Annotated in this window: 22 protein-coding genes and 2 pseudogenes; 6 read left to right on the top strand and 18 right to left on the bottom strand. The window is 67.1% G+C overall.

The features are described 5' to 3' along the window. Positions 1-334 (top strand): annotated as a pseudogene (locus BLQ75_RS17530) (methyltransferase domain-containing protein); the annotation flags it as partial. Between the two features lie 219 nt (positions 335-553). Here BLQ75_RS17530 and BLQ75_RS17525 read toward each other — a convergent pair. The 13 genes and pseudogenes from BLQ75_RS17525 to BLQ75_RS17465 all read right to left on the bottom strand — a co-directional run bounded on the left by BLQ75_RS17525 (position 554) and on the right by BLQ75_RS17465 (position 15,184). After that, positions 554-1,639, bottom strand: a complete 1,086-nt coding sequence (locus tag BLQ75_RS17525; RefSeq protein ID WP_139183020.1) for a prolipoprotein diacylglyceryl transferase — start codon at positions 1,637-1,639, stop codon at positions 554-556. 92 nt (positions 1,640-1,731) lie between these two features. After that, positions 1,732-2,262, bottom strand: coding sequence for a hypothetical protein (locus BLQ75_RS17520; RefSeq protein ID WP_244515663.1), 531 nt, complete (start codon positions 2,260-2,262; stop codon positions 1,732-1,734). Positions 2,263-2,360: 98 nt separating this feature from the next. Further along, a complete protein-coding gene (locus tag BLQ75_RS17515; protein ID WP_092603669.1) occupies positions 2,361-3,461 on the bottom strand; it encodes an MCE family protein in 1,101 nt (366 codons plus the stop codon). Continuing rightward, the gene (locus tag BLQ75_RS17510; protein ID WP_092603667.1) at positions 3,461-4,774 is read right to left on the bottom strand and encodes an MCE family protein; all 1,314 of its coding nucleotides are present in this window, start codon (positions 4,772-4,774) and stop codon (positions 3,461-3,463) included. The genes BLQ75_RS17515 and BLQ75_RS17510 overlap by 1 nt, the downstream gene beginning before the upstream one ends. Beyond that, the gene (locus BLQ75_RS17505) at positions 4,774-6,006 is read right to left on the bottom strand and encodes an MCE family protein (RefSeq protein ID WP_092603665.1); all 1,233 of its coding nucleotides are present in this window, start codon (positions 6,004-6,006) and stop codon (positions 4,774-4,776) included. Before BLQ75_RS17505 ends, BLQ75_RS17510 begins: the two co-directional genes overlap by 1 nt. Beyond that, a complete protein-coding gene (locus BLQ75_RS17500; RefSeq protein WP_092603663.1) occupies positions 6,003-6,983 on the bottom strand; it encodes an MCE family protein in 981 nt (326 codons plus the stop codon). The genes BLQ75_RS17505 and BLQ75_RS17500 overlap by 4 nt, the downstream gene beginning before the upstream one ends. Beyond that, the gene (locus tag BLQ75_RS17495; RefSeq protein WP_092603661.1) at positions 6,980-8,005 is read right to left on the bottom strand and encodes an MCE family protein; all 1,026 of its coding nucleotides are present in this window, start codon (positions 8,003-8,005) and stop codon (positions 6,980-6,982) included. Before BLQ75_RS17495 ends, BLQ75_RS17500 begins: the two co-directional genes overlap by 4 nt. Next, a complete protein-coding gene (locus BLQ75_RS17490) occupies positions 8,002-9,387 on the bottom strand; it encodes an MCE family protein (protein ID WP_092603659.1) in 1,386 nt (461 codons plus the stop codon). Before BLQ75_RS17490 ends, BLQ75_RS17495 begins: the two co-directional genes overlap by 4 nt. Continuing rightward, positions 9,384-10,223, bottom strand: a complete 840-nt coding sequence (locus tag BLQ75_RS17485; protein ID WP_092603657.1) for an MlaE family ABC transporter permease — start codon at positions 10,221-10,223, stop codon at positions 9,384-9,386. The genes BLQ75_RS17490 and BLQ75_RS17485 overlap by 4 nt, the downstream gene beginning before the upstream one ends. Positions 10,224-10,227: 4 nt before the next feature. After that, complete coding sequence (locus BLQ75_RS17480; protein ID WP_092603655.1) at positions 10,228-11,019, bottom strand: MlaE family ABC transporter permease; 792 nt, start codon at positions 11,017-11,019, stop codon at positions 10,228-10,230. A 236-nt stretch (positions 11,020-11,255) separates the two neighbouring features. Continuing rightward, positions 11,256-12,392: pseudogene (locus BLQ75_RS17475) on the bottom strand (ABC transporter ATP-binding protein); the annotation flags it as partial. A gap of 258 nt (positions 12,393-12,650) precedes the next feature. Next, positions 12,651-14,669, bottom strand: a complete 2,019-nt coding sequence (locus BLQ75_RS17470) for an FG-GAP-like repeat-containing protein (RefSeq protein WP_170837550.1) — start codon at positions 14,667-14,669, stop codon at positions 12,651-12,653. 26 nt (positions 14,670-14,695) lie between these two features. Continuing rightward, positions 14,696-15,184, bottom strand: a complete 489-nt coding sequence (locus tag BLQ75_RS17465) for a hypothetical protein (RefSeq protein ID WP_139183019.1) — start codon at positions 15,182-15,184, stop codon at positions 14,696-14,698. 384 nt (positions 15,185-15,568) lie between these two features. Here BLQ75_RS17465 and BLQ75_RS17460 point away from each other — a divergent pair, with 384 nt between their 5' ends. The 4 genes from BLQ75_RS17460 to BLQ75_RS17450 are packed head-to-tail and all read left to right on the top strand — an operon-like array spanning position 15,569 to position 18,691. Further along, positions 15,569-15,973 (top strand): ALF repeat-containing protein, encoded by a 405-nt coding sequence (locus BLQ75_RS17460; RefSeq protein WP_170837549.1) that lies wholly within the window; start codon positions 15,569-15,571, stop codon positions 15,971-15,973. After that, entirely contained in the window at positions 15,877-16,530 is a 654-nt protein-coding gene (locus BLQ75_RS24755) for an ALF repeat-containing protein (protein WP_092603647.1), read from the top strand. The genes BLQ75_RS17460 and BLQ75_RS24755 overlap by 97 nt, the downstream gene beginning before the upstream one ends. Then, entirely contained in the window at positions 16,440-17,792 is a 1,353-nt protein-coding gene (locus BLQ75_RS23125) for an ALF repeat-containing protein (RefSeq protein ID WP_139183018.1), read from the top strand. Before BLQ75_RS24755 ends, BLQ75_RS23125 begins: the two co-directional genes overlap by 91 nt. Positions 17,793-17,794: 2 nt before the next feature. Beyond that, entirely contained in the window at positions 17,795-18,691 is an 897-nt protein-coding gene (locus BLQ75_RS17450; protein ID WP_092603645.1) for a hypothetical protein, read from the top strand. Between the two features lie 470 nt (positions 18,692-19,161). Here BLQ75_RS17450 and BLQ75_RS17445 read toward each other — a convergent pair whose 3' ends face one another. The 5 genes from BLQ75_RS17445 to rplJ form a co-directional block, all read right to left on the bottom strand. Further along, positions 19,162-19,527, bottom strand: coding sequence for a hypothetical protein (locus BLQ75_RS17445; RefSeq protein ID WP_092603643.1), 366 nt, complete (start codon positions 19,525-19,527; stop codon positions 19,162-19,164). A 115-nt stretch (positions 19,528-19,642) separates the two neighbouring features. Next, positions 19,643-20,368 carry a Mut7-C RNAse domain-containing protein gene (locus BLQ75_RS17440; protein ID WP_092603641.1) on the bottom strand — a complete coding sequence of 242 codons (726 nt, stop codon included), beginning with the start codon at positions 20,366-20,368 and terminating at the stop codon, positions 19,643-19,645. A 145-nt stretch (positions 20,369-20,513) separates the two neighbouring features. Continuing rightward, entirely contained in the window at positions 20,514-21,011 is a 498-nt protein-coding gene (locus tag BLQ75_RS17435; protein WP_092603639.1) for an STAS domain-containing protein, read from the bottom strand. 676 nt (positions 21,012-21,687) lie between these two features. Further along, complete coding sequence (rplL, locus tag BLQ75_RS17425; RefSeq protein WP_043570323.1) at positions 21,688-22,074, bottom strand: 50S ribosomal protein L7/L12; 387 nt, start codon at positions 22,072-22,074, stop codon at positions 21,688-21,690. A gap of 95 nt (positions 22,075-22,169) precedes the next feature. Further along, positions 22,170-22,685 (bottom strand): 50S ribosomal protein L10, encoded by a 516-nt coding sequence (gene rplJ / locus BLQ75_RS17420; protein WP_092603635.1) that lies wholly within the window; start codon positions 22,683-22,685, stop codon positions 22,170-22,172. Positions 22,686-23,079: 394 nt separating this feature from the next. On the opposite strand from rplJ, the gene BLQ75_RS17415 reads away from it, so the two are divergent. Beyond that, positions 23,080-23,949: a hypothetical protein gene (locus BLQ75_RS17415; protein WP_092603728.1), complete on the top strand. Its 870-nt coding sequence runs from the start codon at positions 23,080-23,082 to the stop codon at positions 23,947-23,949. Positions 23,950-23,985: the final 36 nt, after the last annotated feature.

Here is a 23,985-nt window from a genome sequence, read left to right as displayed (position 1 = left end):
CAACCGCGTGGTCTGGCTGCTGGCCCAATTCCACGGCCTGCCCGACGGAGTCACGATCGGCATGCGCCTCGACCCGGACACCGGCCGACCGGCGGCGGCCACCATGACCGCCCCCGACGGCTCCACCACCGACATCACCCTCACCACCACGAACAACCGATACGAGGTCACCGAAACCGGACCCACCCCACTGTGGGAACCCGTCGAACACGCCCACCAGACCTGGCTAACCCACGGCAAACCCGACTGGCCCCGCCTCGGCATCACCGCCACCCAACACCACCAACGGCTCTGGATCGACCACCCCCACAACCCCACCCACTGGCCACTGTGACCGCGAAAGGAGCTCCCGGACGATCCTCCGCTGGTCCAGCGACACCCCGCCGCCGGTTCGGGGGGACCGACCGCCGAGCCGGGAGCGCTTCGGGCGGCGGGGTGCTCCCCTCGTGCTCGTGCCCCGAGCCGCGCGGGCCCCGGGAACAGACGACCCTGCTCACACCGCACCGAACGGGGCCCGCGACGTCCGACGACCGGCCGTGGTCTCGCAGCGAACCTACAGCTGCGTCATGCTGCTGATCTTCCATTCCTCGCCGCGCTTCACCGCGACCACGCTGAGCTGCGCCGGATAGACGCCGCCCTCCCCGTCGCCGGTGCGGGTGGCGTTCTGGTTGACGAACAGCAGCACCTCGGCGCGACCGTCCCGCAACATCGTCACCCCGGACTCGGCGGTGGTGGTGGTCAGCACCATCTTCTGCTTCGGGGCCTGCTCGCGCACCGTCTTGAACATCTTGTCGTACTGCCCGACCGCCTCGCCGACCAGAATCCGGTCGGCCGCCTTGTCGGTCTTGTCCATGTCGGAGTAGTCGAAGGAGAAGATCTTCTCCACCTTCTCGCTGATCTGCCCCTTGACCTCGCTGGTCGCCGCCTCGTCCACCAGTGCCCGGTTCGCGGCGGGCCCACCGTGACGCAGCGTGTGAGCGGAGTACTGGAACCAGCAGGCCAAGCCGGTGAACCCCACCGTCAACACCAGCAGCACCGCCGTGAGCGCCTTCCCGCGGCGCCGTTCCGCGCCGCTCCGGGCGGCGGCACTGCCCTCCTCGGCGCTGCCGTCCTCGGAACCGGCCTCCTCGGTGCTTCCCGTTTCGGAGCCACCCGCCTCGGGGCTCGGGGCCGTCGTCGAGTCCTCCGCCGGATCACCCTCGTCCCGTTCCGCGCCGCTCCCCGCCTCGGTCTCGACGGGCTCCGCCCCGGCGGTGCCGTCCTCGATCCCCGCCCGTAACCCGGCGTGGTTCCGCTCGGCGGTCTCCTCCGCCCGCGCGGAGCTCTCGTGCTCCGGTTCGGAGTCCTGCTCGTCCCGAACGTCGGACTCCTCGGCCAAAGACCCCGGCCCGTCGGATCCGGTGCTCGTTTCCCCGCTCCCGTCTGCGGGAACTCGCGGCTCGGCCCCCGCGTCCGGCTCGGCGGACTCGCGCTCCGGGACGGTCGCGGTGCCGGACGTCGCGTCTCGCCGCACCGTGGGGGCCCCACCGCTCCGGGGGTCCTCGTCGGCGGTGGCGCGGTTGCGCGTACCGGCCACGCGCGGTTTGCGCACGGCGGAGCCGCCTCGGCCTCGGCGGGTGGGACGGCGGGAACTGCTCACGGCACTCTCCTTGTACGAGAACTGCGTTACCGACTTGGTGTCACGGGGTCGCGCACCGGAGGCGACGCCGACGCGGAGTCGATCTCCGCCGTTCACCCGGCGCTCGGGGTCATCCGGCTGAGCTTCCACTGCCCGTCGGTCCTGCTGAGCTCGGCCCGAACCCGCCAGCGGCTCGTAGTCGGCTTGCCGCCGTCCTCGGTCTTCGTGATCTTGTAGCTGGCGATCATCCGGGCCTTGCCCTGGCGCTCGTTCAACTCGGTCAGCGCCGAGGCCAGGATCTCGGCCTCGGTCACCGACTTGTTCTTGGTGACCCGCTCGACGCGTTGCTCGCGGCTGCTCTTGAGAACCTCCCGCAGCGGGCCGGTGGTGCCCTCGATGGCGCGGCTCATGTCCTGCCGTACCCGGCGGTGGTCGATCGAGTTGAAATTGATCACCGCCTGTCTGCCCGCCCGCAGCACCCGGTCGCGGGTGGCCGCCAGTTGCACGGAGGAGTCGTTGGCCGCCAGTGCCCAGGAAACCCCGAACCCGCCGGCCGCGAGCAGGCTGGCCAGCAGCAGTACCACCGCCACCGGCAACATCCGCCGGCGGCGGGGACGCGGCGGTGTCGAGACTGCCGATCTCATAAGGAGTTCCTTCCAGAACGGGCCGGGAACCTGCCGTCCTCGACGCGCTCCACCGGAGTGGCCGGTGGAGGTTTCGTGTTCTCGCCTCGGTGTCGTCGTCAGTTACCAGGTGCGTTGTGAGCTCCGCGTACAGCGGTGGGACTGCCCTCCGGCACCTCGCAGCGCGCGTCGGTGTTCAGCGGCACCGCGCCCAGCTCGTTGCCCGCACGACGCTCGGTGCTCTCGTAGACGCACGGCAGCGGGTCGAAGATGTTGAGCGCCAGCCCGAAGTGGGCCGAACGGTCGCCGGGAGCGACGGTGAACCCACCGGCGCTGACCGCCGGGTAGGTGACGAACATCTGCTCCAGGCCCGCGCTGTTGTCCGACAACGCGCGTGCCGTGGGGACGCCGTTGGCCAGCAGCCCCGAGAGTTCGGGGCCGGTGCGGCGCAGCACCCCGCTCACCTGCCTGGCGGCCTCCGGGGCCCGGTCCAGCACGGCGCGGATGTCGCCGTCGGACTTCTCCAGCTGTCGCGAGACCAGCCGCAGGTCCTCGCTGAAGGACTTGATGGCCGAGGCCTGGTCGTTCTGCGTGCCCAGCACCGTGGTCGCGTCGGACAGCAACTTCCTGGTCTGCGGCAGGTGACGCTGTGCCTCGGCGGTGAACTCACCGGTGGTGTCCAGTATCCGCTGCAGGTTCCCACCGTTGCCCTCGAAGGCGGTGCCGAGCTCGTTGACGACGGTACGCAGCGAGTCCTCGGGCACCGACTCGACGAACGAGTCCAAGTTGGCCAGCAGGTCCTCGACCGGAAGCGGTGTGTCGGTGTTCTCCCTGCGGATCACCGACCCGTCGTGCAGGTAGGGCCCCTCGTCGTTGTTCGGGAGCAGATCGACGTACTGCTCGCCGACCACGGAGCGGTTGGCCACCACCGCCCGCACGTCGGAGGGGATCCTGGGCGCGGAGGGTTCGATGTCGAGCGGGACCTCCACGCCCCGGGGGGTGAGTTCGAGCTCGCCCACCCGCCCCACCTGCACTCCCCGATAGGTGACCTCGGCGTTGGGGAAGATCCCGCCGGAGTCGGCCAGCTGGACGGTCACCACGTAGCCGCGCGGGCCGAACAACCGGTCCAGCCCGGCGTACCTGGCTCCGGCGTAGCTGACCCCGACCAGCGCCACGGCGAGGAAGGCCGCGATCTGCACACGTACCTTGCGGGTGAGCATCAGTCACCTCCGAACAGGAAGTCGAGGAAACCGCCGTCGTCGTCCCCACCGGAGGAGTCGTCCTCGCCGGTGGAGCCGGTGGGTTCCGGCGATTCGGTGGGGCTCGGTTGCCCGTCCCGCTCACCGCCCTGTTCGGCGGTTCCGGGGGACCGGCCCGAGGGGTCCGAGGACAGCGGCAGCGGCATGTCGGGGAGCTGGGAACCGCTCGATTCCCCCGGCAGGTCGAGCAGCGGTTGTCTGCTCCGCCCCAGGTTCTCGGTGATGCGCGAGATGTTGAGGTCGGCGTTGATGTAGAGGTTGGTGTAGTCGCCCTTGATGCCCTCCACCGCCGCGTCGGTGAAGGGGTAGGTGAACAGGATCTGCAGTGACTTCGGCAGGTCGGAACCGGCCGCGGCGAGGTTGCGCAGCACCGGCTGCAACTGACGCAGGTTGTGCAGGATGTCCCGTCTGGTCCGGTTGATCACGTCGGTGGCGACGCCGGAGAGCTTGTCCAGCGATTCGAGCATGGTCACCAGCTGCTGCCGCTGGCGGTTGAGCACCTTCAGCCCGGGTTCGAGGTCGCGCAGCGCCGAGTCGATGTTGCCCCGCTGCTCACGCAGCGTCGCGCTGAGCCGGTTGACGCTGTCCAGGGCGGCGGTGATGTCGCCCTTGCTCTCGTCCAGCTCGCCGACCAGCTGGTCCAGATTGGACAGCAGGTCGCGCACCCGCGCCTCCCTGCCGTCGAGCGCCTTGTTGAGCTCCTCGGCGATGTTCTGGATCTGGGCGATGCCACCGCCGTTGAGCAGCATGGAAAGCGCCCCGAGCACTTCCTCCACCTCGGGGCCGCGCCCGGTCCGCCCGTTCGGGATCACGTCGCCGTCGCCGAGTTCGCCCTCGGGCCGCTCGGACTCCGGCGGTGGGTAGAGCTCGACGTACTTCTCGCCCAGCAGGCTGGACTGCTCGATCTCGGCGAGCGCGTTGCCCGGCAGTTCGACCTTGTCGTGGACCACCATGGTCACTTCGGCCCGCCAGGTGTCCTCGACCAGCTCGACGTTCGAGACCCGGCCGACCGGCACGTCGTTGACCCGGACCCCGGCGTTGGGCACCAGATCGGTGACGTCGTCGAACCGCGCCTTGACGGTGTAGGGGTCGTCCCCGACGTCGGCGCCGCCCGGCAGCGGCAGGCTGTGCACCCCCTTGAAGTCACTCAGGCCGCAACCGCTGGTCAGCAGCAGGGTGGCCAGCAGCGCGAACGAGGCCCGGCGCAACGGGCCGAACCGCGCGGGGGCGCTCGACGGCGGTGCGGAGGGGGGCTGGGTGCGAGGCGTGGACATCACTGGCCTTTCGATCCGGACCCTTGCGAGCTCTGGAACAGCTGGTCGCTGCTGCTGCGCAGCGGCAACGGCAGGTCGGGCTTGCCGCCCCGCTGGATCTCGGCGATGGTCTCCGCCGGGTCGAGCAGTTCACCGCCGCCGCCCAGGAAGGAGCTCACCGACTCGCAGCCGTCGCGCAGCCCGGCGGGCACGTTCGCCAGCGAGCCCTGCTGGCTCTCCGGTCTGATCTGCTTGAACAGCTTGCACAGCAGCACCAGCGGGGGCTGGCGCAGCTCGTTGAGATTGGCCCTGGTGTCGAGGGTTCCCGAGGCCGCGTTGTAGGAGTTCTGCAGGTTGCCCAGCGCCAGCGGCGCGTTGGTCAGCGTCTCGCGCAGCGCCTCGTTCTGCCGCGCCAGCACCTCGGCCACCGAGTTGAGCTGTTCGACGTTGCTGTGCAGCTTCTCGCGGTTGTTCCGCACGAACGCCTCGACCTCGTCCAGCGCCAGGGCCAGTTCGGACAGTGCCGTGTCGAGGTCGTCGCGTTGGGAGGCGAGCAGGCTGTTGACCTCGCGCATCTGACTGTTGAACCTGCGCACCTGGCCGTCGTTCTCGGCGAGGTTGGAGGTGATCCGCTGCAGCTGGTCCACGGTGGCGAACAGGTCCTCGCTGCTGCCGGACAGCGTACTGCCCGCCTCCCCCAGGTCACGCAGGGTGCGGGAGATCAGCTCGCCGTTGCCCTTCAGGTTCTTCGCGGCGGTGTCGAGCAGCCTGCTCAGCTCACCGTCGGAGTTGGCCCCCTCGGGGCCGAGCGCGGTGGAGAGCTCGTCGAGGCTGCGGTAGACCTCGTCGATCTCGACCGGGGTCACGGTGCGCTCGTTCGGGATGCTGGCGCCGGGGGGCAGTTTCGCCCCGCCCCGGTAGACCGGGGTGAGCTGGACGAACCTGCCGCTGACCACGCTGGGCGAGATCACCGCCGCTCCCGCGTCGGCCGGGAGGTCGAGGTCGCGGCGCACGCTCATCTCGACCCGCACCCGGTTCGGCCGCGGCGTCACGGTGTCGATGTTTCCCACCTGGACCCCGAGCACGCGGACCTCACCGCCCTCGTAGAGCCCCACCGCGTTGTCGAAGTAGGCGACGATGCGGCGCTGGTCCGCGCCCTGGAACACCCACCACACGGTGGCGGCGACCAGCAGCGCGAGCACGCTTCCCAGCGCCAGCCCCCGGGTGAGGGGAGGTTTGCCCAGTCGTTTCATGGCAGACAGCCCTCCTGGTTGATCGGGCCGACGGCGGGTGGCAGCAGGCCGCACAGGTAGACGTCGAACCAGCGGCCGTTGCCGAGCACGTTGGAGAACAGCCGGGTGAACGGCGCCATGCGCTCGATGCTCTCGCCGAGGTTCTCCTGGTTGCGCCGCAACAACTCGGTCACCTCGTCCAGCTGCCGCAGCGCGGGGCCGAGCTGGTCCGAGTTGTCCTCCACCAGCCCGGTGAGCTGTCGGGAGAGCTCCGTGACCCCGTCCAGCAGCGAACGGATGGCGTCCCTGCGCTGCCGCAGCTCGGCCAGCAGCCGGTTGCCGTCCCGCAGCAGCTTCTCGATCTCGGTGTTGCGTTCGGCGACGGTGGTGGCGACCTTGTTCGTCTTGTCCAACAGCTCCTTGAGCTGGCGGTCCCGCTCGGAGATGGTGTTGGACAGCCGGGAGAGCCCCCGCAGCGTGCCGCGCGTCTCCTCGGAGGTGCCCTCGAAGGTGTCCGAGAGGGTGCGGAAGCTCTTGGCCAGCTGGGCGGTGTCTACCTTCCCGACGGTCTCGGACAGCTGGCTGAACGTCTCGATGACGTCGTAGGGCGACATGGTGCGCCGCAACGGGATGGGATCGGACGGCGACTGCCGCCGCTGCCCCTTGGTGTCCAGGGCGAGGTACTTCTTGCCCAGCAGCGTGCCGACCTTGATGGCCGCCACGGTGCCGTCGCCCACCCAGGCGTCGCGCACGTCGAAGCTCACCTTGACGTGGGCGTTCTCCAGTTCGACCCCGGTGACCGAGCCCACCTTCACCCCGGCCACGCGCACGGTGTCGCCCTCGGCGAGCCCGCCCGCCTCGCTGAACCGGGCGGTGTAGGTGGTCCCGGACACGAAGGGCAGGCTCTTGTAGTTCATCGCGAGCAGGAAGCCCAGTACCAGCACCAGCAGCCCGGCGATGCCGATCCTGATCGGGTCGCGTTTCTGGAAGGACTTCATGGGCGACACCTCGGCTGGGTGACCGGCAGCAACGGCAGGGGCAGCTCGGCCTCGCCCACGCCGACCGTGCCGGAGACCTCGCAGACGTAGAAGTTGAACCAGGAGCCGTAGCTGGCGGTCCTGCTGATGGTGTTGAGCTTGTCGGGCATGTTGCGCAGGAACTCGCGCACGTCGGCCTTGTTCTCGTTGAGGTTCTTCGAGACCTCGCGAAGCCCCGCGATGTCCTGCTGCAACGGGGGCCGGGCCTGTTCGACCAGCCCGGCCGTGGTGTTGGTCAGCTCGTCCATCGCGGTAATGGCGCTGCCCACGGAACCGCGGTCGGCCGACAGCCCGGAGACGAACTCCTGCAGCTGGGAGACGAGTCCGGAAAGCTGATCACGGCGGTCGTTGACCGTGGTCAGCACCTTGTTGAGGTTCTCGACCACCTGACCGATCACCTTGTCCTTCTCGGCGATGGTGTTGGTCAGCGAGGCGGTGTGCGACAGCAGGCTCTCCACGGTGCCGGACTCGCCCTGCAACACCTGGATGATCTCGAAGGAGAGCTTGTTGACCTGCTTCGGCGACAGCGCCTCGAACAGCGGCTGGAAGCCGCCGAGCAGCGCGTTGAGGTCCAGCGGCGGCTGGGTGCGTTCCAGCGGGATGGTCCCGCCCTCGGGCAGCGACTCGTCCACCTCCCCGGCACCCTGCCGCAGCGACACGTAGCGCTCCCCGACCAGGTTGCGCCACTTCACCGCCGCGTGCGCCGACTTCGGCAGTCGCCGCCCGGAGACGGTGAAGTCCACTTTGGCCGTTCCGTGGTCGACCAGCCCGATGCTTTCCACCTGGCCCACCTTCACGCCGGAGATCCGCACGTCGTCGCCCGCCTTCAGGCCGGTGACGTCGGTGAACAGCGCGGAGTAGCTCTTCGAGCTCCGCAGCCCCTCGTTGGCGATGGTCAGGACCAACGCACCGGTGGCCAGCACGGTCACCAGCACGAATACCGTGAACTTGACCAGCGGACCGGTGATGGAGCGCCCGCTCATCGGTAGCTCACCTCGCTTCCGCGCAGCAGCGGCCCCACCAGCAGCGAGCTCCAACCGGGAACCCGCTCGGGGGAAACGTTCATCGTCGGCGCGAGCACGGTGGAGATGAACTCGCGCTCGGCGGGCGAGTTCACGACCTCGCCGGCGGTCGTGGCCGACTGCGAGGAGGTGCTCGCCGCGCCACCGGAGCCCTCACCGCCGGTGGGCAGGTAGTCCTCGCCGCCCGAGGGCGGGTTGAGCCCGCCGTTGGAGGTCTTGGCCGGCGGCGGCTTGTAGGAACCGTCCTTGACCGGCCCGTCCGGCGGGTACTGCGGGAACGGGCTGGGCGCGTTCTCGAAGTTGTAGCAGCGGGGACCGCGCTGGTCCCGGTAGACCGGCTCGTCCCTGCCCGGGACGTACTTGCCCCGGTCGGCGGTGATCTCCATCGTGATGTGCAGCCCCGGCTCGTCGGTGCCCTTGCCGAAGGCGCGGTCGATGCGGGGGATGAACTCGGCCATGTCGTCGAGGAAGCAGCGGTACTCCGGCGCGTACTTGGCCAGCACGTCCATAGCGGGCCGCACCGAGGAGTTGAGCCGGATCAGGTTGTCCCGGTTCTCGGCCAGGAACCCCCGCACGTCGTCGGAGGTGCTCGTGGTCTGCCGGGTCAGCACCTTGAGCTGTTCGCGCTGCTCGACCAGTGTCCTGGAGGTGGTGGTCAGGTTGTCCAGCGCGTTGAGCACGTCCGGTGCCGCCCGCTCGTAGGTGCGGGCGAATCCGACGACTTCGCGGAGGTTGCGTTTGAGGTCCGGGATCGAGGGGTTGATCCCCTCCAGGTAGGTGTTGAGCCGCGTGAGGGTGCGGCCGATGTCCTCGCCACGCCCGTCCAGCGCGGTGCTCAGCGCGTTGAGGGTGGCCGACAGCTCGGAGGGCCGCACCGCGCGCAGCACCTCCAGCGTGTCGGAGAGCACGTTCTGCAGCTCCACCGAGGTCTCGGTGCGGTCCTGGGTGATCACGTCCCCTTCGGACAGGTTCGTGTCCGCGGGGTCGTCCGGGATGCTCAGCGAGACGTAGCGCGAGCCGAACAGCGACTTCGGTAGCAGCCGGGCCGTCACGTTGGACGGTATGCTGTCGGCCTTGTCCGGCTCGATCGCCAGTCGCAGCGTCGCGCCGTCGCCGTCGGCGCGCACCTCGCGCACCTTGCCGACCAGCATTCCGCGCACCTTCACGTCCGAGCGCTCGCGCAGCTGGTTGCCGGTGGACTCGGCGCGCAGCCGCACCTCCACCACGGGTTTGAAGGCCTTCTGGTAGATCGCCACGGTCAGGCTGACGAACAGCACCATGCTCATCAGCAGCGCCAGGCCCATCAGGCGCCGCTTGACCGGTCCGGGTCCGCGCCTGCTCATCCGGCGATCCGAACCGTGGTCGTCGAGCCCCAGATCGCGAGGCTCAGCAGCAGGTCGAGTACGGCCGTGGACACGATCGCGGTGCGAACGGCGCGGCCGACGGCGATTCCCACCCCGGCGGGGCCGCCGCTGGCGCGGTAACCGAAGTAGCAGTGCGTCATGATCACCACCACGCTGAATACGAGCACTTTGCCGAAGGACCACAGCACGTCCTGCGGCGGCAGGAACAGGTTGAAGTACTTGTCGTAGGTGCCGGGCGGTTGTCCGTAGACGAAGATCGTGACCGCCCGGGAGGCCAGGTAGGAGGTGAGCAGCCCCAGCACGTACAGCGGGATCACCGCCACGAAACCGGCGGTCACCCGGGTGCTGACCAGGTAGGGCAGGCTGGGGATCCCCATCACCTCGAGCGCGTCGATCTCGTCGGAGATGCGCATGGCCCCCAGCTGGGCGGTGAACCCGGAACCGACCGTGGCCGACAGCGCCAGCCCCGCCACGAGCGGCGCGATCTCGCGGGTGTTGAAGTAGGCCGAGACGAACCCGGAGAACGCCGCCGTGCCGAGCTGGTTCAGGGCGGCGTAGCCCTGCAGTCCGACCACCACACCGGTGAACATGGTCAGGCCGATCATCACGCCGACCGTGCCGCCGATCACCGCGAGCGCGCCGCTGCCGAAGCTGACCTCGGCCAGCAGGCGCAGCACCTCCCTGGAGTAGCGGACGACCGCCTTGGGCAGCCACACCAGTACCCGCAGGTAGAACGACATCTGGTCGCCCAGGCCGTCCAGCGTCTGGAGCGGGCGCCGCGCCACGCGGCGCGCGCGCCGGGAGATAGTGGTCATTCCCTCACAACCTCTGTGCCGGGAAGATCTGCAGGTAGAGCAGCGTGATGATGAAGTTCACCGCGAACAGCAGCAGGAACGTCACGACCACCGACTGGTTGACGGCCTCGCCGACCCCCTTCGGCCCCGGTGGTGGGTTGAGGCCGCGGTGGGCGGCGACCACGCCCGCGATGAACCCGAAGATCAGCGCCTTGAACTCGCCCACCCACACGTCGGAGAGCCGGGCCAGCGAGCCGAAGCTCGCCATGTAGGCGCCGGGGGTGCCGCCCTGCATGATCACGTTGAAGAAGTAGCCACCGAGCACGCCGACCACGCTGACCATGCCGTTGAGCAGCACGGCCACCAGCATCGCCGAGAGCACCCTGGGCACCACCAGTCGTTGGACCGGCGACACGCCGAGCACCTCCATCGCGTCGATCTCGTCGCGGATCTTGCGGGAGCCGAGGTCGGCGCAGATCGCCGAACCACCCGCGCCCGAGATGAGCAGGGCGGTGACGATGGGGCTGGCCTGCTGAATGATCGCGAGCACGCTCGCGGCACCGGTGAAGGCCTGCGCGCCGATCTGCTCGGTCAGCGAGCCGAGTTGCAGCGCGATCACCGCGCCGAACGGGATCGCCACCAGGGCGGTGGGCATGATCGTGACACCGGCGATGAACCAGCACTGCTGGATGAACTCGCGCAGCTGGAACGGGCGCCTGGGCATCAGGCGGATCACGTCGAGGCCGAGCGCGAACAGCCTGCCGGTCTCGCGCAGCGCCCCGGTGCCCGGAATGTTGGTTCGGGTCGGAGCGCTCACCGCTCACCCCGCTTTCGCCAGAACCGGCGGCGTTTGCGCCCGCCGGAGACCGCGGGCTCGGCCGAGGCGACCGGCTGCCGCTGTTCCGGGGGGCGTTGTTCCGGCGCCCGGCGCGGGTGCGGTGTGGGGCGCGGTTGCGCTGCCCCGGCGGTGGGTTGAACGTGCTCGGCGGAGGACGGGGAGTCCGATTCGGACACCTCCTGTACCGGGGTCTCCCGTGGAGAATCCGCCGTGCTCGGGGATGCGTCCTCCTCCCGGGGCAGCCGCGCGACCTGCTCGGTGGGCAGTTCCCCCCCGAATCCCGACGCCGGGGAGAGCCGCACCGTGTCACCGGCGTCGTCGGCGGGTCGGTCGGCGCCGAGGTCCACCGGGCCGGTGGGAGCGTCCGCCGCCAGGCCGTACCTGGCGCGCTCGTCCCCCGAGAGGCTGTTGACCACGGCGCGCTGGGCACCCGGCGTGAGCGAACCCAGGTTGGCGATCACCCGGTCCTGCCTGCGGCGGACGGCGGCCCGTTCGGGAACCCCCGGGGAGATGCCCAGCTGCGGGATGATCTCGGGGACGCCCTGGTCGTCGCCGAGCTCGGCGAGTTCGGCCGCGGTCTGCCCGGAGTCCTTCTCCTCGCTCATGCCGATGGGCCCCGCCCTGCGGCCGTTGAGGAACTGCTCCACGGCGGGTTCGGTGGAGGTCAACAGCACCTCGCGGGGGCCGAACATGGCGAGGTGGCGCCGGTAGAGCATCCCGATGTTGTCGGGGACCGTGCGGGCGGTGTTGATGTCGTGGGTGACGATCAGAAACGTCGCGTCGGTCTGCGCGTTGAGATCGACGATCAGCTGGTTGAGGTAGGCGGTGCGCACCGGGTCCAGGCCGGAGTCCGGCTCGTCGAACAGGATGATCTCCGGTTCGAGCACCAGCGCGCGGGCCAGACCCGCGCGTTTCTTCATACCGCCGGAGATCTCGCCGGGAAGCTTGTCCTCGGAGCCGACGAGACCGACCATCTCCATCTTCTCGCCCACGATGCGGCGGATCTCGGCCTCGCCCTTCCTGGTGTGCTCCCGCAGCGGGAAGGCGATGTTGTCGTAGAGGTTCATCGAACCGAACAGCGCGCCGTCCTGGAACAGCACGCCGAAGAGCTTGCGCACCTCGTAGAGCTGGCTCTCCGAGCAGTCGCAGACGTCCACCCCGTTGATGACGACCTTGCCGTGCTCCGGGTTGAGCAGACCGACCAGGGCCTTCAGAAACACCGACTTGCCGGTCCCGGAGGGACCCAGCAGCACGCTGATCTCGCCGGTGGGCAGTGTCAGCGTGACGTCGGACCAGATGTTCTGCGACCCGAAGGACTTGGAAAGCCCCTCGACGGCCACTTCGACACCCATCCGCACCTCCACGTCGCTCATCGGCACCCATGCCGGTGCTTGGCTCGGGTGAGGTCAGGCCGCGACCCGACCGCTGTGACGCGTCTAACGCGAGTTGAACGCGTCACACCGGTCAACGAGCCCGGTGCGGCTGGGTTACTCCGGAGTCGCGAACGGATTTCGGCCGATGAGCGGGGGGCGCCGGGCGCGCTCGACGGCTGAAACATGAAGTGGCCGGTGCCCCGCGAGGGAGCACCGGCCACGGCCACAGACGGTCAATCAGGGATTTTTCGGCAGCGGCAGACTCGGAACCGGATTACACATCCCAAGGTTCGTACTGTCCTGCCCGCAGAAACCGTCGATCCAGAGATCATTGTTCCTGATGAAGGAATCACCGGTGGACAGCGAGACGTACACCTTGCCCTCGCTCCCCTTCAGGAAGGTGACGATGTCGTCCTTGCCGTCACCGTTGAAATCACCCACGCCCGGTGTCTCACCGGAGGGAGCGAAATAAGCGTGCCAAACGGGGCTGTCAGCCGGGAACTCGCTCCCGGTGGACAGCGAGACGTACACCCTGCCGTCGCTACCGCTGGCGAAGGTAACGATGTCGTCCTTGCCGTCACCGTTGAAATCACCCACACCGGGACGCTCGCCTTCGAGTGAGAAGCGCTCGTTCCAGACGGCGTCGTCCTGCTTGAAGGTACTTCCGGTGGACAGCGAGACGTAGACCCGATTGGCGAACCCGGGGTCGTCAGCGCCCTGAATGAAGGTGACGATGTCGTCCTTGCCGTCACCGTTGAAATCACCGGCCATCGGAACCTCGCCCGCTTGAGCGAAGTAGCCGTGCCACCGCGTTTCCTTCTCGAAACCGCTACCGTTCGAAAGTGAGACGTAGGCTCCGCCGGAGGCCCCGCGGGGGAACCTCACGAGGTCGTCCTTGCCGTCACCGTTGAAGTCACCGACGTCTATACTCGGCGCCACTCCCAGGCGGACTGTCGACCGCCAACGCTGGAACGGGTCGAACCCGTCACCGTTGGACAGCGCCACGTAAACGCCTGGGTTGTTGCTGGTGAGTTTGTTGGCGCTGAGCAGATCCGCCTTGCCGTCACCGTTGAAATCACCGCTCATCGTCCAGCGGGCACCGGCGAACTTATTCTGCGCGTACTTGGTCACGGAGCCGAAACCAGTACCGTCGGAGATCGCGTTACTGAATTCGCTACCAGCGAATCCCATATTATAAGCCGCGATGTCCTCGTATCCGTCGCCGTTGAAGTCGGTTCCCGCTTCGGTGGACACTGTGGCCTGAACGGTGCTGGAGGCCGCGCCGTCTCCGGTGGGGTAGACAGGCACCACGCGGTAGTGCCAAGTCTGTCCGGACGCCAGTGCCTCGTGCCGGAAGGTGGTTCCGGTCACGGTGCCCAGCAGGTTGGCCTGCCGCAGCGGCACCTCGGCGGTGGTGGCGCCGTAGACACGGTACTGATCGGCGCCGGCGTCCAGCCAGTTGACCTTGTTCACGTGCTTGTTGCCCGGCTGCGCCGAAACTCCCAGCATCCGGGAGTTGAGCCAGCCGGTGATGTCGTCGGTGCGGGCGATGGTGGCACCGCGCTTGGTGGTGTCCTCGCCGAAGCAGCCGTGCTGCCAGGAGGCGCTGTTGAGCCCGACCAGCCGCACGTTCTCGTTGACCTGCCGCAGCACCGGGCCACCCGCGTCGCCCTTGCAGATGCTGGACTGCTCGGTCGTGCCGAGCACGCTGGCCGACCCGCTCGACACCGACTGCACGTCGAACGTGCCGGTGTGCGCGGTGTTCGGCGTCCAGTCGGTCGCGGTGCGACCGTAACCGGCAGACCGCAGCGTCTCCCCGTTGCTCGGGGCCTCGGTGCTCAACGGTGCCGGGCTGATCCCGGAGACCGCGCTGCCCAGCTTGGCCAGCACCAGATTGCGGTCGGTGCGCGGCACCAGCTCGGTCACGTCGGCGACCTGGCCGCCGTCCGTCGTCAGGTCGGCGCGACCCACCGTGGCCGTGGTGGCGGTGTTGGGCGGGCCGGCGGGCACCGTGTCCGGCTGGGCCGGGTCCTGCGCGAAGCAGGAGGCCGCCGTGGCCACCCACCGCGGCGACACCAGCACACCGGAGCAGGAACGCTCGCTGCTGCCCACATCCACCTTGGCCAGAAACTCGTAGCTGCCCTGCGGCACCTGCTGTCCACCGCTGAGGGCGTGGGCGGGCATTCCCGCCAGCACCGTCGCGGCCACCGTGGCCACGCCGACCCCCAGAGTGCGTCTCGATCTAGAACTCGACAAAACCATTCCTTTTTCGCTACTCGTCATTACGCACGAAGTTCCAGCAATGTTGCCGGACCGTTTTCGGAATTCTCGCCTTCACCAACCGGAACGAAGGAGTTCTTGGGCACGTCGACCACCTCGGCCTGCCCCTTCACCGTCACAGTGGCCTCGACCGCGTGATCATCCCCCTTAAGCGTGTAAACTTCAGGGATCTCCATTTTGAGATATCCGGTATTACCGATGACCCTGTAACATGACGTTTCGGTCTTGCTGCTGTAGACTTCGATCAGCTCGTCCGAGGCACCGCAGTCGGCCAGCACGATGTTCCCGTCACCCTCGATGAGCCTGATTCCACGCTGTTGTTCGATGCTGTCCGCACCCGGATAGGAGTAATCCTCCACGATCGGCGGCGGAGATACCGCTGCCGCAGATTCCGTACCAGAGTTTTTTTCGGTTACAGCTACCGCCACCCCCGTCGACAGCGCCACTAATCCAGACACACCCAAAATGGCGAACCGAAAATAATTACGCAAAGCTATCATTCTCCAAACAAGAAATAACCTCCCAAAGGAAAAACCTTAACGAATTTACCAAACAGAAACACAGGTAAACAGCATTTCCGGAAAAATGTTGTGATCGCCACAAACGAAAACCAGCCATTGACAAGCGGCGTCAAACACCTTTTGTGGACCTCGATCCGAAAAAGCTTGTGGATCTCCACGATTTAAGCGAGGATCTTGCGGGCCCCGCTCGGCCATCCCCCGGACGGAGCACGATTTCGATACTGCATTTGGATCAATACGAGCATGGGAACGCATAAGTATCGCGAAGTGGACGGATCCGCTCCACCACGCACATCACGCGGTCGAAGACGAGCCCTCACCGCGATATTCCTGGCCACATCGGTAGTAAGCGGTATGGTTGGCTCGGCAAGCATCGCCACCGCCGAAACGGCCGAGGTAACCCCGGCCGATCACCAGCAGGTGCTGGAACTCTGGCGGAACGGCGGCCCGGACACCAAGGACGACGCGGCAGCCACACTGACGGGGACCGATGCGGACATCCGTGAGTTTCTCAACACCGGCAAGGACATCGCGGCCGAGAACGACCTGTGTATCAACGTCCTGCGAATGATGTCGTCCGGCGGGCGCGGCATGAAGCTGGCCGGGAATGACGCACTCGAGGACGGCAGCGTCGCGGCACTCGAACAGTTCGTCCAAGAGGGGTGGAAAAGCCCTACGAGGACGACCTGCGGGTGCGTGTGGTGCAGAAGTTGGCCACAGGCGGGACGCGCGTACAAGAAGCGGCCAACGCCGCGCTGAACGATGGCTCGACAGCGGCACTGAAACGGTTCCTGGAGCACGACCTCGAGGTCGCCGAGGCTCGCGACCAGGAGAAAGCCACCGTCACCGAGCTCGTGGAACGGGCCGAAGCCGCTCGAAAGCGAGCAGAAGAGCAGACAGCCGCGGCCAAACAGGCGACCGAACGCGCGCTCAACGCGTCCAGCGAAGCCCCGGTGCGGCCGCCGATGCCGTCGGTCGTTATGCCAACGTCTCCGAGTATCAGGCGCAACGAGCCAGAGAGGCAGGAGCACGGGCTCAGCAGCAGGCCGACCGAGCCTCAACAGCCGCGGACGAAGCGGCAGCGGCCGCCAATTCAGCTGCGGAGCACGCTCGTGCCGCGGCGACGGCGGCGGAGGACGCGGCCGCCCATGCGGGCGAGGCGGAGAACGCCGCACAGCAGGCCACGCAACACGCCAACGCGGCCATCGAAGCGGCCAACACGGCCATGGACGCGGCCAAGCAGGCCCAGAACGTCGTTCAAATCGCCCGCGACGCCGAAGCGGAACGCATCCGTGCGGACAAGCAACAGGCGATAGCCGAAGCTAAAGAGGACGCTGATTCGCACCAGGAAGAGCGGTCCCGAGCTGAGTGGGAGGAAGTCGAGCGGAACCGCGTCTCCGAGGAGACCCGTAAGCTGCTCAACGCGGCGGAAGCACCCGATGCCGATCCGGCCACCGTGGTCAGCAAAGGGCGTCAAGCAGCGGTGAACCTGTTGAGCACCGGTGGTCCGTGGACCAAGCGAGCCGCACAACAGGCACAAGACTCGGCCGAACGAGCCCAAAACGCTGCTCGGACAGCTCGGGAAGCAGCGAGCAGGGCGAGAGAGGATGCACGTAGCGCGAAAGCGTCCGCATCCATTGCTGAAGCTTCAGCCGCCAGTGCACGTACATCAGCCGCTGCGGCGTATGAATCCGCGGCATCCGCACGAGAATCAGCTCTGTCTGCGGGTGAAGATGCGAAGGCAGCATCGTCAGCGGCAAGAGAAGCGCTTCGAATAATGCTGGACAAGCATTCCGAAGTGGTAGACGAAAGCCACAAAAATTCTGAATCACCTCCCCGATTCCCGGAAAAAGTTTACCGCTACTCACACGGGACTACGCAGGTTTACTTTGAAGGACACCGCTACATAAACGGCGCCAAGCCGACCAAAGATTTGGACCAGCCTTGCGAAATGCCAGAAAAAAGTGTTGATCAATGGATTGGCGACAACTATCGCAACATACAGTCGGACGACATTGTCGAAACAGGACATGCTCCTTCTATCCTGTTGAGGATGTACTGCCTGAAAAACAGGCAGGCCCGCGGGAACGACCTAGTGGGCAAGATAAACAATGCCTACCTTCCAGAAGGACTCTTTTACCTAGAGACAAAAAGGATGAGCGTGGCTCGTCCTTTAATAAGAATAGGCCTGGCAATATGGAGGAGCTCTGTTCAACAGCGCTCCCGAATGGGTGACCTCCCCACCAATCGGGCGCTACATGAGGCTTACGTGAAGTCTCGGTACGCGGGAATGGAAAAGCCGCGGGTTAACAACCCTAAAATTCAAGACTTGATGGATGAATCATACCGAAATGGGTCAAAATTTGGAAACGAAAGCACTGCCGCAGCGGCAAGAATAGAGCGTGCTCTTCATAACATAGGCGCCCCCGTCGGAGGGAGGCATCATGACGAAAAAGCTCAAAACATGATAAGGTCATTGCAGAAGTGGCTCAAGAATAATCCGCGAGCGGCCAACAGTGATCGGGATGCCGCGAAGCAAGTCATCAGCGATTTGAGGAACGCGTTGGAAGGAATGTGATATTGATTTCGCGTCTGTGGGCCGAACTACCCGGTATCAGTCCCGAGCTGGCCGCCGCGGACAGGGCGGCCGTGGCGGACTGGCACGCGGGTGGAGGGGATGGTGATTCGGAGGGTCTCGACGGGGAGGGTGACTGGCACGCGGATGAAGCGGACGGTGCTTCGGAGGAGGCCGAAGCGGGGGACGAATATCCGGTGCTGTTGCGACTGATCTCGTTGGGGTCCTCGTTCGCCGTTCGGGTGGACCGGATGAGCGCCTGGCAGCGGGAGCGGTTGCTCGGTTTGCTGGAGGAGGTGCTCGTTTCCGGCACCGAAGACGAGCAGAACGCTGTGGCCACCGGATTCCTCGAAGCCCTTGTCACTGCCTACGATCGCGGTGACTTCGACCTGGCGACCGTCTGGCACGAGCTCGGCGAGGAGTCGCGGCACTACATCAAGATCTGGAACACGCGGACGGGAGTAGCGGTCCCCTATTGGATGACGTTACGGGAGCCTCCCGAGCCACAACCCGCGGGTGCCGCCGTGGCGCTGCTGCGGGAATCCTGCGATCGCCTGGCGAACGCCGACGACAGGCTGCTGGGCACATCAACGGAAACGAGGAGTGCCGAACCCGACTACGACCTGCAGCACCGGGTCGAGAACATGGCCGCCGAATTCGTCCGCGACTTCCGCGAGATCGACCGATCGAGCCGGGCGAAGGTCTTCGAAGCGTTGGAGAAAGTTGTCCTCGGCGCTCCGGAAGACGACGTCACGGCCATCGCGGAGCGGTTCGTTCCCGCGCTCGTCACGGGTTACCGCCTGGGAGTTTTCCACCCCATGCCGATCCTGAGTGGACTGGGGGCACACACGGCTCACTACTTCAACAAAGTCAATGAAGAAATGGAATGGGAGATGGAGTGATCAGCTGACCTTTCCGCCCGGTGCCCTGGGTCGGTTTCACCAGAATCCAACCCAGGCCTGGAAAATCCCGCACAAGCATTTTCCGGGATTCTTTTTCGTGTTTTTCCGTGAGCAACTTCAGGCCTTGTCTCATGTGGTGTTGTTGCCAGGGCGGGACCGTGGGTGATGGTGGATCGGTTGTCGCAGCTGTTGGTACCAGATGAGCTGTGGGAGTTGATCCGGCCGTTGATTCCGGGGTTCGCGCGGCGGTCGCGGGATTGGGACGCCTCGGAACGGACGACCGGGCGATGTTCACCGCGATCGTGGATCCGTGCTGACCAGTCGACGTGCCTAACGAAACCTGCCGCCCTCGTTCTCAGGTCACTGGTTCCTCGGCGCAGCGGCGGTTTCGGCAATGGACTCCAGGGCGGGCTCTGACGTCGGTCGCACCAAAAAGTCCGATGCCGCAGGGAAACAGCTGCAGAAACGCCTCACAACTCCGGCAGCGGGTCCTGCGGCACCTGGTCGGGCGAGCCGAGTTCGGCGTCGGCGGCGTTGACCACCGGCACGTACTCGTCGTCCACCTCGTAGTGCACCCCGTTGAACGTGAACCACGCGGCCGCGTTGGTGTCCACCGGCCCCAGCCGGACACCGCGCGGACTCTTGGCGAGCACACCCTTCGGCTTGCTCCGGTTGAAGATGCCGGTAGACAGCACCGTGATGGACTGCTGCGTGACCACCACGACGACACCGGGCGAGATGCTGCCCAGGATCTCGGCGGGGAAGGCGTAGCGGATGCGCTCACCGGTCTCCAGAAACCCTTGGATGCGCTCCCGCAACTTCGACGAGATCGGCATACCGGGCATACTAGCGAGGCCGGTAACCGAGTGTCGACTACTGACACGCCATACGTGACCGATTCCGGTGAGGGCCCTGGCCACCCGAACGGGTATCCGCCGATCACCGCTGAACTCAGCCCGGCTCCCCACCCCGCCGATCCGGCCGCGCGGGGCGGTGCCGCGCCGACTCGACGATCCGGCGCAGCCCTGGGCTGTGCGCCCCGGGCCAGTAGATCCTGCCGCAGGCCGTGCAGCGGGCGAACCGTTGGTAGCACCTGCGCGTGCCGAACTCCAGCCTGGCGGCGACCTCGGCTTTCGGCACCTCTTCGAGTTCACCCCCGCAGGGGACGCAACGCGTCCAGGGCCGCAGCGTCGGCTCGAACCGCGCCAGCACCTCGGACTGCTGCTCGGCCGGGTCGGAGGCGTGGACGTAGGCGCCCTCCGACAACGCGCGGCGGCACAGCAGAGCGCGATCCCTGGTCAGCAGCACCCCGCGCTGCCGGGCCGCCTGGTCCAGCAGTTCCTCGTCGGTGGCGTCGTTGTGGTAGGCGGTGTCGATCCCCAGCAGCCGCATCCGGCGCGCCAGGGCCCCGAGGTGCACGTCCAGCACGAAGCGCTGCCGAATCCGCTCGGGGAAGCGCACCGGCGCCACGTCCAGAACACCACCGGCAGCGGCCCGTTCCGTCGCGGCCACGGGCGCGCCGTCCAGCCGCAGCTGCCCCACCTCGGTCAGCGGCACACCCAGCGACTGGACCAGGTGCCCCAACGAGGCGGTCCCGTCGTGCGGCACCCGGATGCTCTCCACCCGGTTTCGCGGGGCGACGAACGGCAGCAACTCACCATCGAGCCGAACGAGCACGCTCCTCCCGCCGGTTCCGCCAGTGGCATCCCTCGTCGACGTCGCCTCCACCGGTTCCGCCTCGATCCGCTCCGAACACGATCCAGGGGCGGGCCCGCACGCTGGAGCCCGCCCCTGTCGATCGCACAGTCGATCCGCGCCGCGCTCAACGACTCATCGCGGCCTCGTGCCTGCCCGTTCTCGGTTCGGGAGGCAACGGCGCGCGCCGCGGTACGGAGACCGGCTCGTTCTCGGCGGCGGACTCGAACACCGGCCTGCTGCCGTAGGTGAAGCGGGCCGCCAGACCGAGGGCTTCCAGGGGTCTGTCCACCGCCCGGACTCCGGTGACCAGTGAGAGACGCTTGCCGGTCAGGTGCGCTCGCAGGTCCGACTGCGCCAGCACCTTGATCGCCTCGACACCGAGGAAGGTCACGCCGGTCAGGTCCAGCACCACCACCGATGCCGAGGACTCCAACCGCTGCTGGACCAGTTCCGCGAACCGGGGGACCGTCACCATGTCCAACTCACCGAACACGCTGACGACCATCACACCGCGTCGCGGTCGCTCCGTACTCATCCGGAACGCAACGTTGTCGTTGCTCTCCTCGACAGCTCGCACGTATTCCGCGACGGAGTCGATACCCCGAACCGATGATTCAGTCATATGATCCACCTTTTGGTTTCACCAAGGTGGCGCAGAGCCGACGTCCCGCTCTTGATCAGATAACAGCGCCACGACGTGTCGCATTCGGCGAATGCGATCGTCAGAGTCCCTTTCGCATGACCCGACGTCACCGCCGACTGTAGCCACCCCGAGGAAGGGACGCCAAGAGAAACAGCTCACAACCAAAAAGGACATACAGCCCACGCACACATAGCGTTATACCTGGTCAGAGCTTTGATCATCGTTCGGCCACACCCGAGCCCGGTTCCCGCGCGAAGTGAACACCGAACGTGTCCGAGCGCCGTTTCCTCTCAGAAATTCCTCAGGAAGAACTCAGCGAAATCATCGGATTCCTATTACATATCGTCTAAAATGAAATCACTCGTTCGGGGAATAAAGACCCTGGCGCAGCCACGCTGCGCATACCCTCCGCTCGAGCGCTACGAGAAGAATTCGCGTTCCACGCGGGTGCCCGTCCCGCCGAACGGCGGCTCGCGCGTACGCCGAGCCACCCCGCTGCCCGGCAGGGCTGAGACGTGGTGCACGGCCCCGTCGAGACCGTCCCACCGGGGCCGGGAACCGGCCCACCCGGCCACCACGAGCGCGGGCCGACGTGGTGGCGACGAGAAACGGGGCGACCGCCGAACGGCGACCGCCCCGTGAGACAGCGGCGAGATCACTTGAGGGTGATCTTGGCGCCGACCTCCTCGAGCTTGCCCTTGACCTCGTTGGCACGCTCCTTGTCGACCTTCTCGACGACCGGCTTCGGCGCGTTCTCGACCATCTCCTTGGCCTCCTTGAGGCCCAGGCCGGAGACGATCTCGCGGACGGCCTTGATGACCTTGATCTTCTCGTCACCGGCGTCGTCGAGCATGACGTCGAACTCGTCCTGCTCCTCCTCCTGCTCGGCCGGGGCGGCACCGGCGGCCGGAGCGGCGACGGCGGCCGGGGCGGCGGCCGTGACGTCGAAGGTCTCCTCGAACTGCTTGACGAACTCGGAGAGCTCCAGCAGGGTCATTTCCTTGAAGACGTCCAGCAGCTCTTCGTTGCTCATCTTGGCCATGATGATGTTCCTTTCGGATCAGCAGCGCCTGCGCGCGGCGCACGGGAGTTGTTCGCGGGAAGAACGGGCCGACCACCGACAACGGCGGTGACGGCTCACTCCTCCTTCTTGTCCTTCAGGGCCTCTGTCATCCGCGCGACCTGCGAAGCCGGAGCGGCGAACAGGGCCGCCGTCTCGTTCATCTTCGCCTTCATCGCACCGGCCAGCTTGCCCAGCGTGACCTCGCGCGAATCCAGATCGGCGATGCGCTCGACCTCACCGGCCGAGATCGGGCGGCCGTCCATGTAGCCGCCCTTGATCTCCAGGGCCTTGTGGTCCTTGGCGAAGTCGCGCAGCGCCTTCGCCGCGTCGACCGGCTCCCCCTTGATGAAGGTGAGCGCGGTCGGACCCTGGATGAGATCGTCGATGCCCTCGACGCCCGCCTGCTCGGTCGCGCGCCGGACCAGCGTGTTCTTCGCGACGCGGTAGGTCACGTCCTCGCCGAGGTTACGACGCAGCTGCTTGAGCTGGGCCGTGGTCAGTCCGCGGTACTCGGTAACGACGGTCGCGGTGGAGTTGGTGAAACTCTCGGAGAGCTCGTTGACCGCGTCAACCTTTTCGGGCCTCGCCATGTCGCCTCCTCTCTAGTGCCTCGCGACTGTGAGCCGGTCGCAAAGTGCCCTGAGACGACAAAAACGCCCCGGCGCATTCGGCACGGGGCGTGGAAGATCATCCACCGCGCGACGGTTCTCTCGCGCTGCTGCGGCCTCGTCCTCCTGCGCGGGTCGCCCGTCTCTACGGGACCTTCGTTCTCCCCCACGTCGCCCGGCTCGCCGGAACCACGTCGGCGGAGAAGACCAGCGGTCTCTGGTGGAACCTCACCAAGCATACGCCACGACGTGCGCCGACGGGCACGCACCCCCGCACTCCTCAAGTTCCGGCTCCGAGAGGATCCGCGCCGCCTGCCGGACGAGGACTCCACCCTCGCGCCCCGCCGAACTTGCGCCCCGAGGCATGATGATTACCGTGGCCGATCACCGAGAGCCGTCCGAGCAGCCCCACCAGCGGCCCCCGGAACGAACCGGAGCGGCCGACGCCCCCGAACCGATCGACGCCGAGGTGGTCGAGGAGCGTCCCGCCGAGCGCTCTCCGGCAATGCCGGGCGAAGCCCCAGGTGGTCCGACCGGACAGAGCGCGAGCGGACAGGGTTCGACCGGGTCGGGGCAGCCTTACGCGGGAGAGGACACGGACGCCCACCGGGAGTACCAGCAGTTCCTGGAGTTCCAGCGTTTCCGGGAGATGCGGCGGCAGTACGGCGACACCCCACCGGTCCCGGACGGCGCCCCGACCACCAAGCGCCCCTGGTACCGCCGCGCGCTGCGGCCGCTGCGGTTCAAACCCGTGCGGCGGCTGCTGTACCTGCTGGTGCTCCTGCTGGTGCTGACCTACCTGTACGACAGCACGTTCGGCGGCGGTGGCGGATCGGGATCGAACGGATCCTCCCCGGGTGGGACGGAGAGCAGGTCGGCGATGCTGCCGCACTCACCCACCGCGGCCGTCAGAACCGTCTACGACGAGCTAGCCAACCGACCGGAGAGCGTCTGCCTGCTGTTCGACAGCGGCGCGCGCCGAAGCTTCGCCGCCGTGCACGGGGCCGAGAGCTGTGGAGCGGCGGCCCTGCGCCTCAACGAGCGGATAACCGACGAGACCACCTACAAGAACCCCGACTTCGCCCGGGACGCGGCGCAGCGGGACGAGGAGCATTCCCTGGCCAGGATCTCCTCCTGCGAGCTGGAGGTGAGCGGCGGACCACGGCTCGGGGTGTTCCGACTGCGGCAGCACTCCTCCGGGGGCTGGGAGATCAACGGCTACGCGGCCGCGGACTGCGAGGACTGAGCGGCCGCGGAGGGCGGCTCCAGAGCCGCCGGGGAC

The sequence above is a fragment of the Actinopolyspora xinjiangensis genome (genome assembly GCF_900104475.1).
GTDB classification, from domain to species: Bacteria; Actinomycetota; Actinomycetes; order Mycobacteriales; family Pseudonocardiaceae; genus Actinopolyspora; species Actinopolyspora xinjiangensis.
Note: the sequence above shows the minus strand (reverse complement) of the source record. Positions and strands in the feature narration are given on the sequence as shown.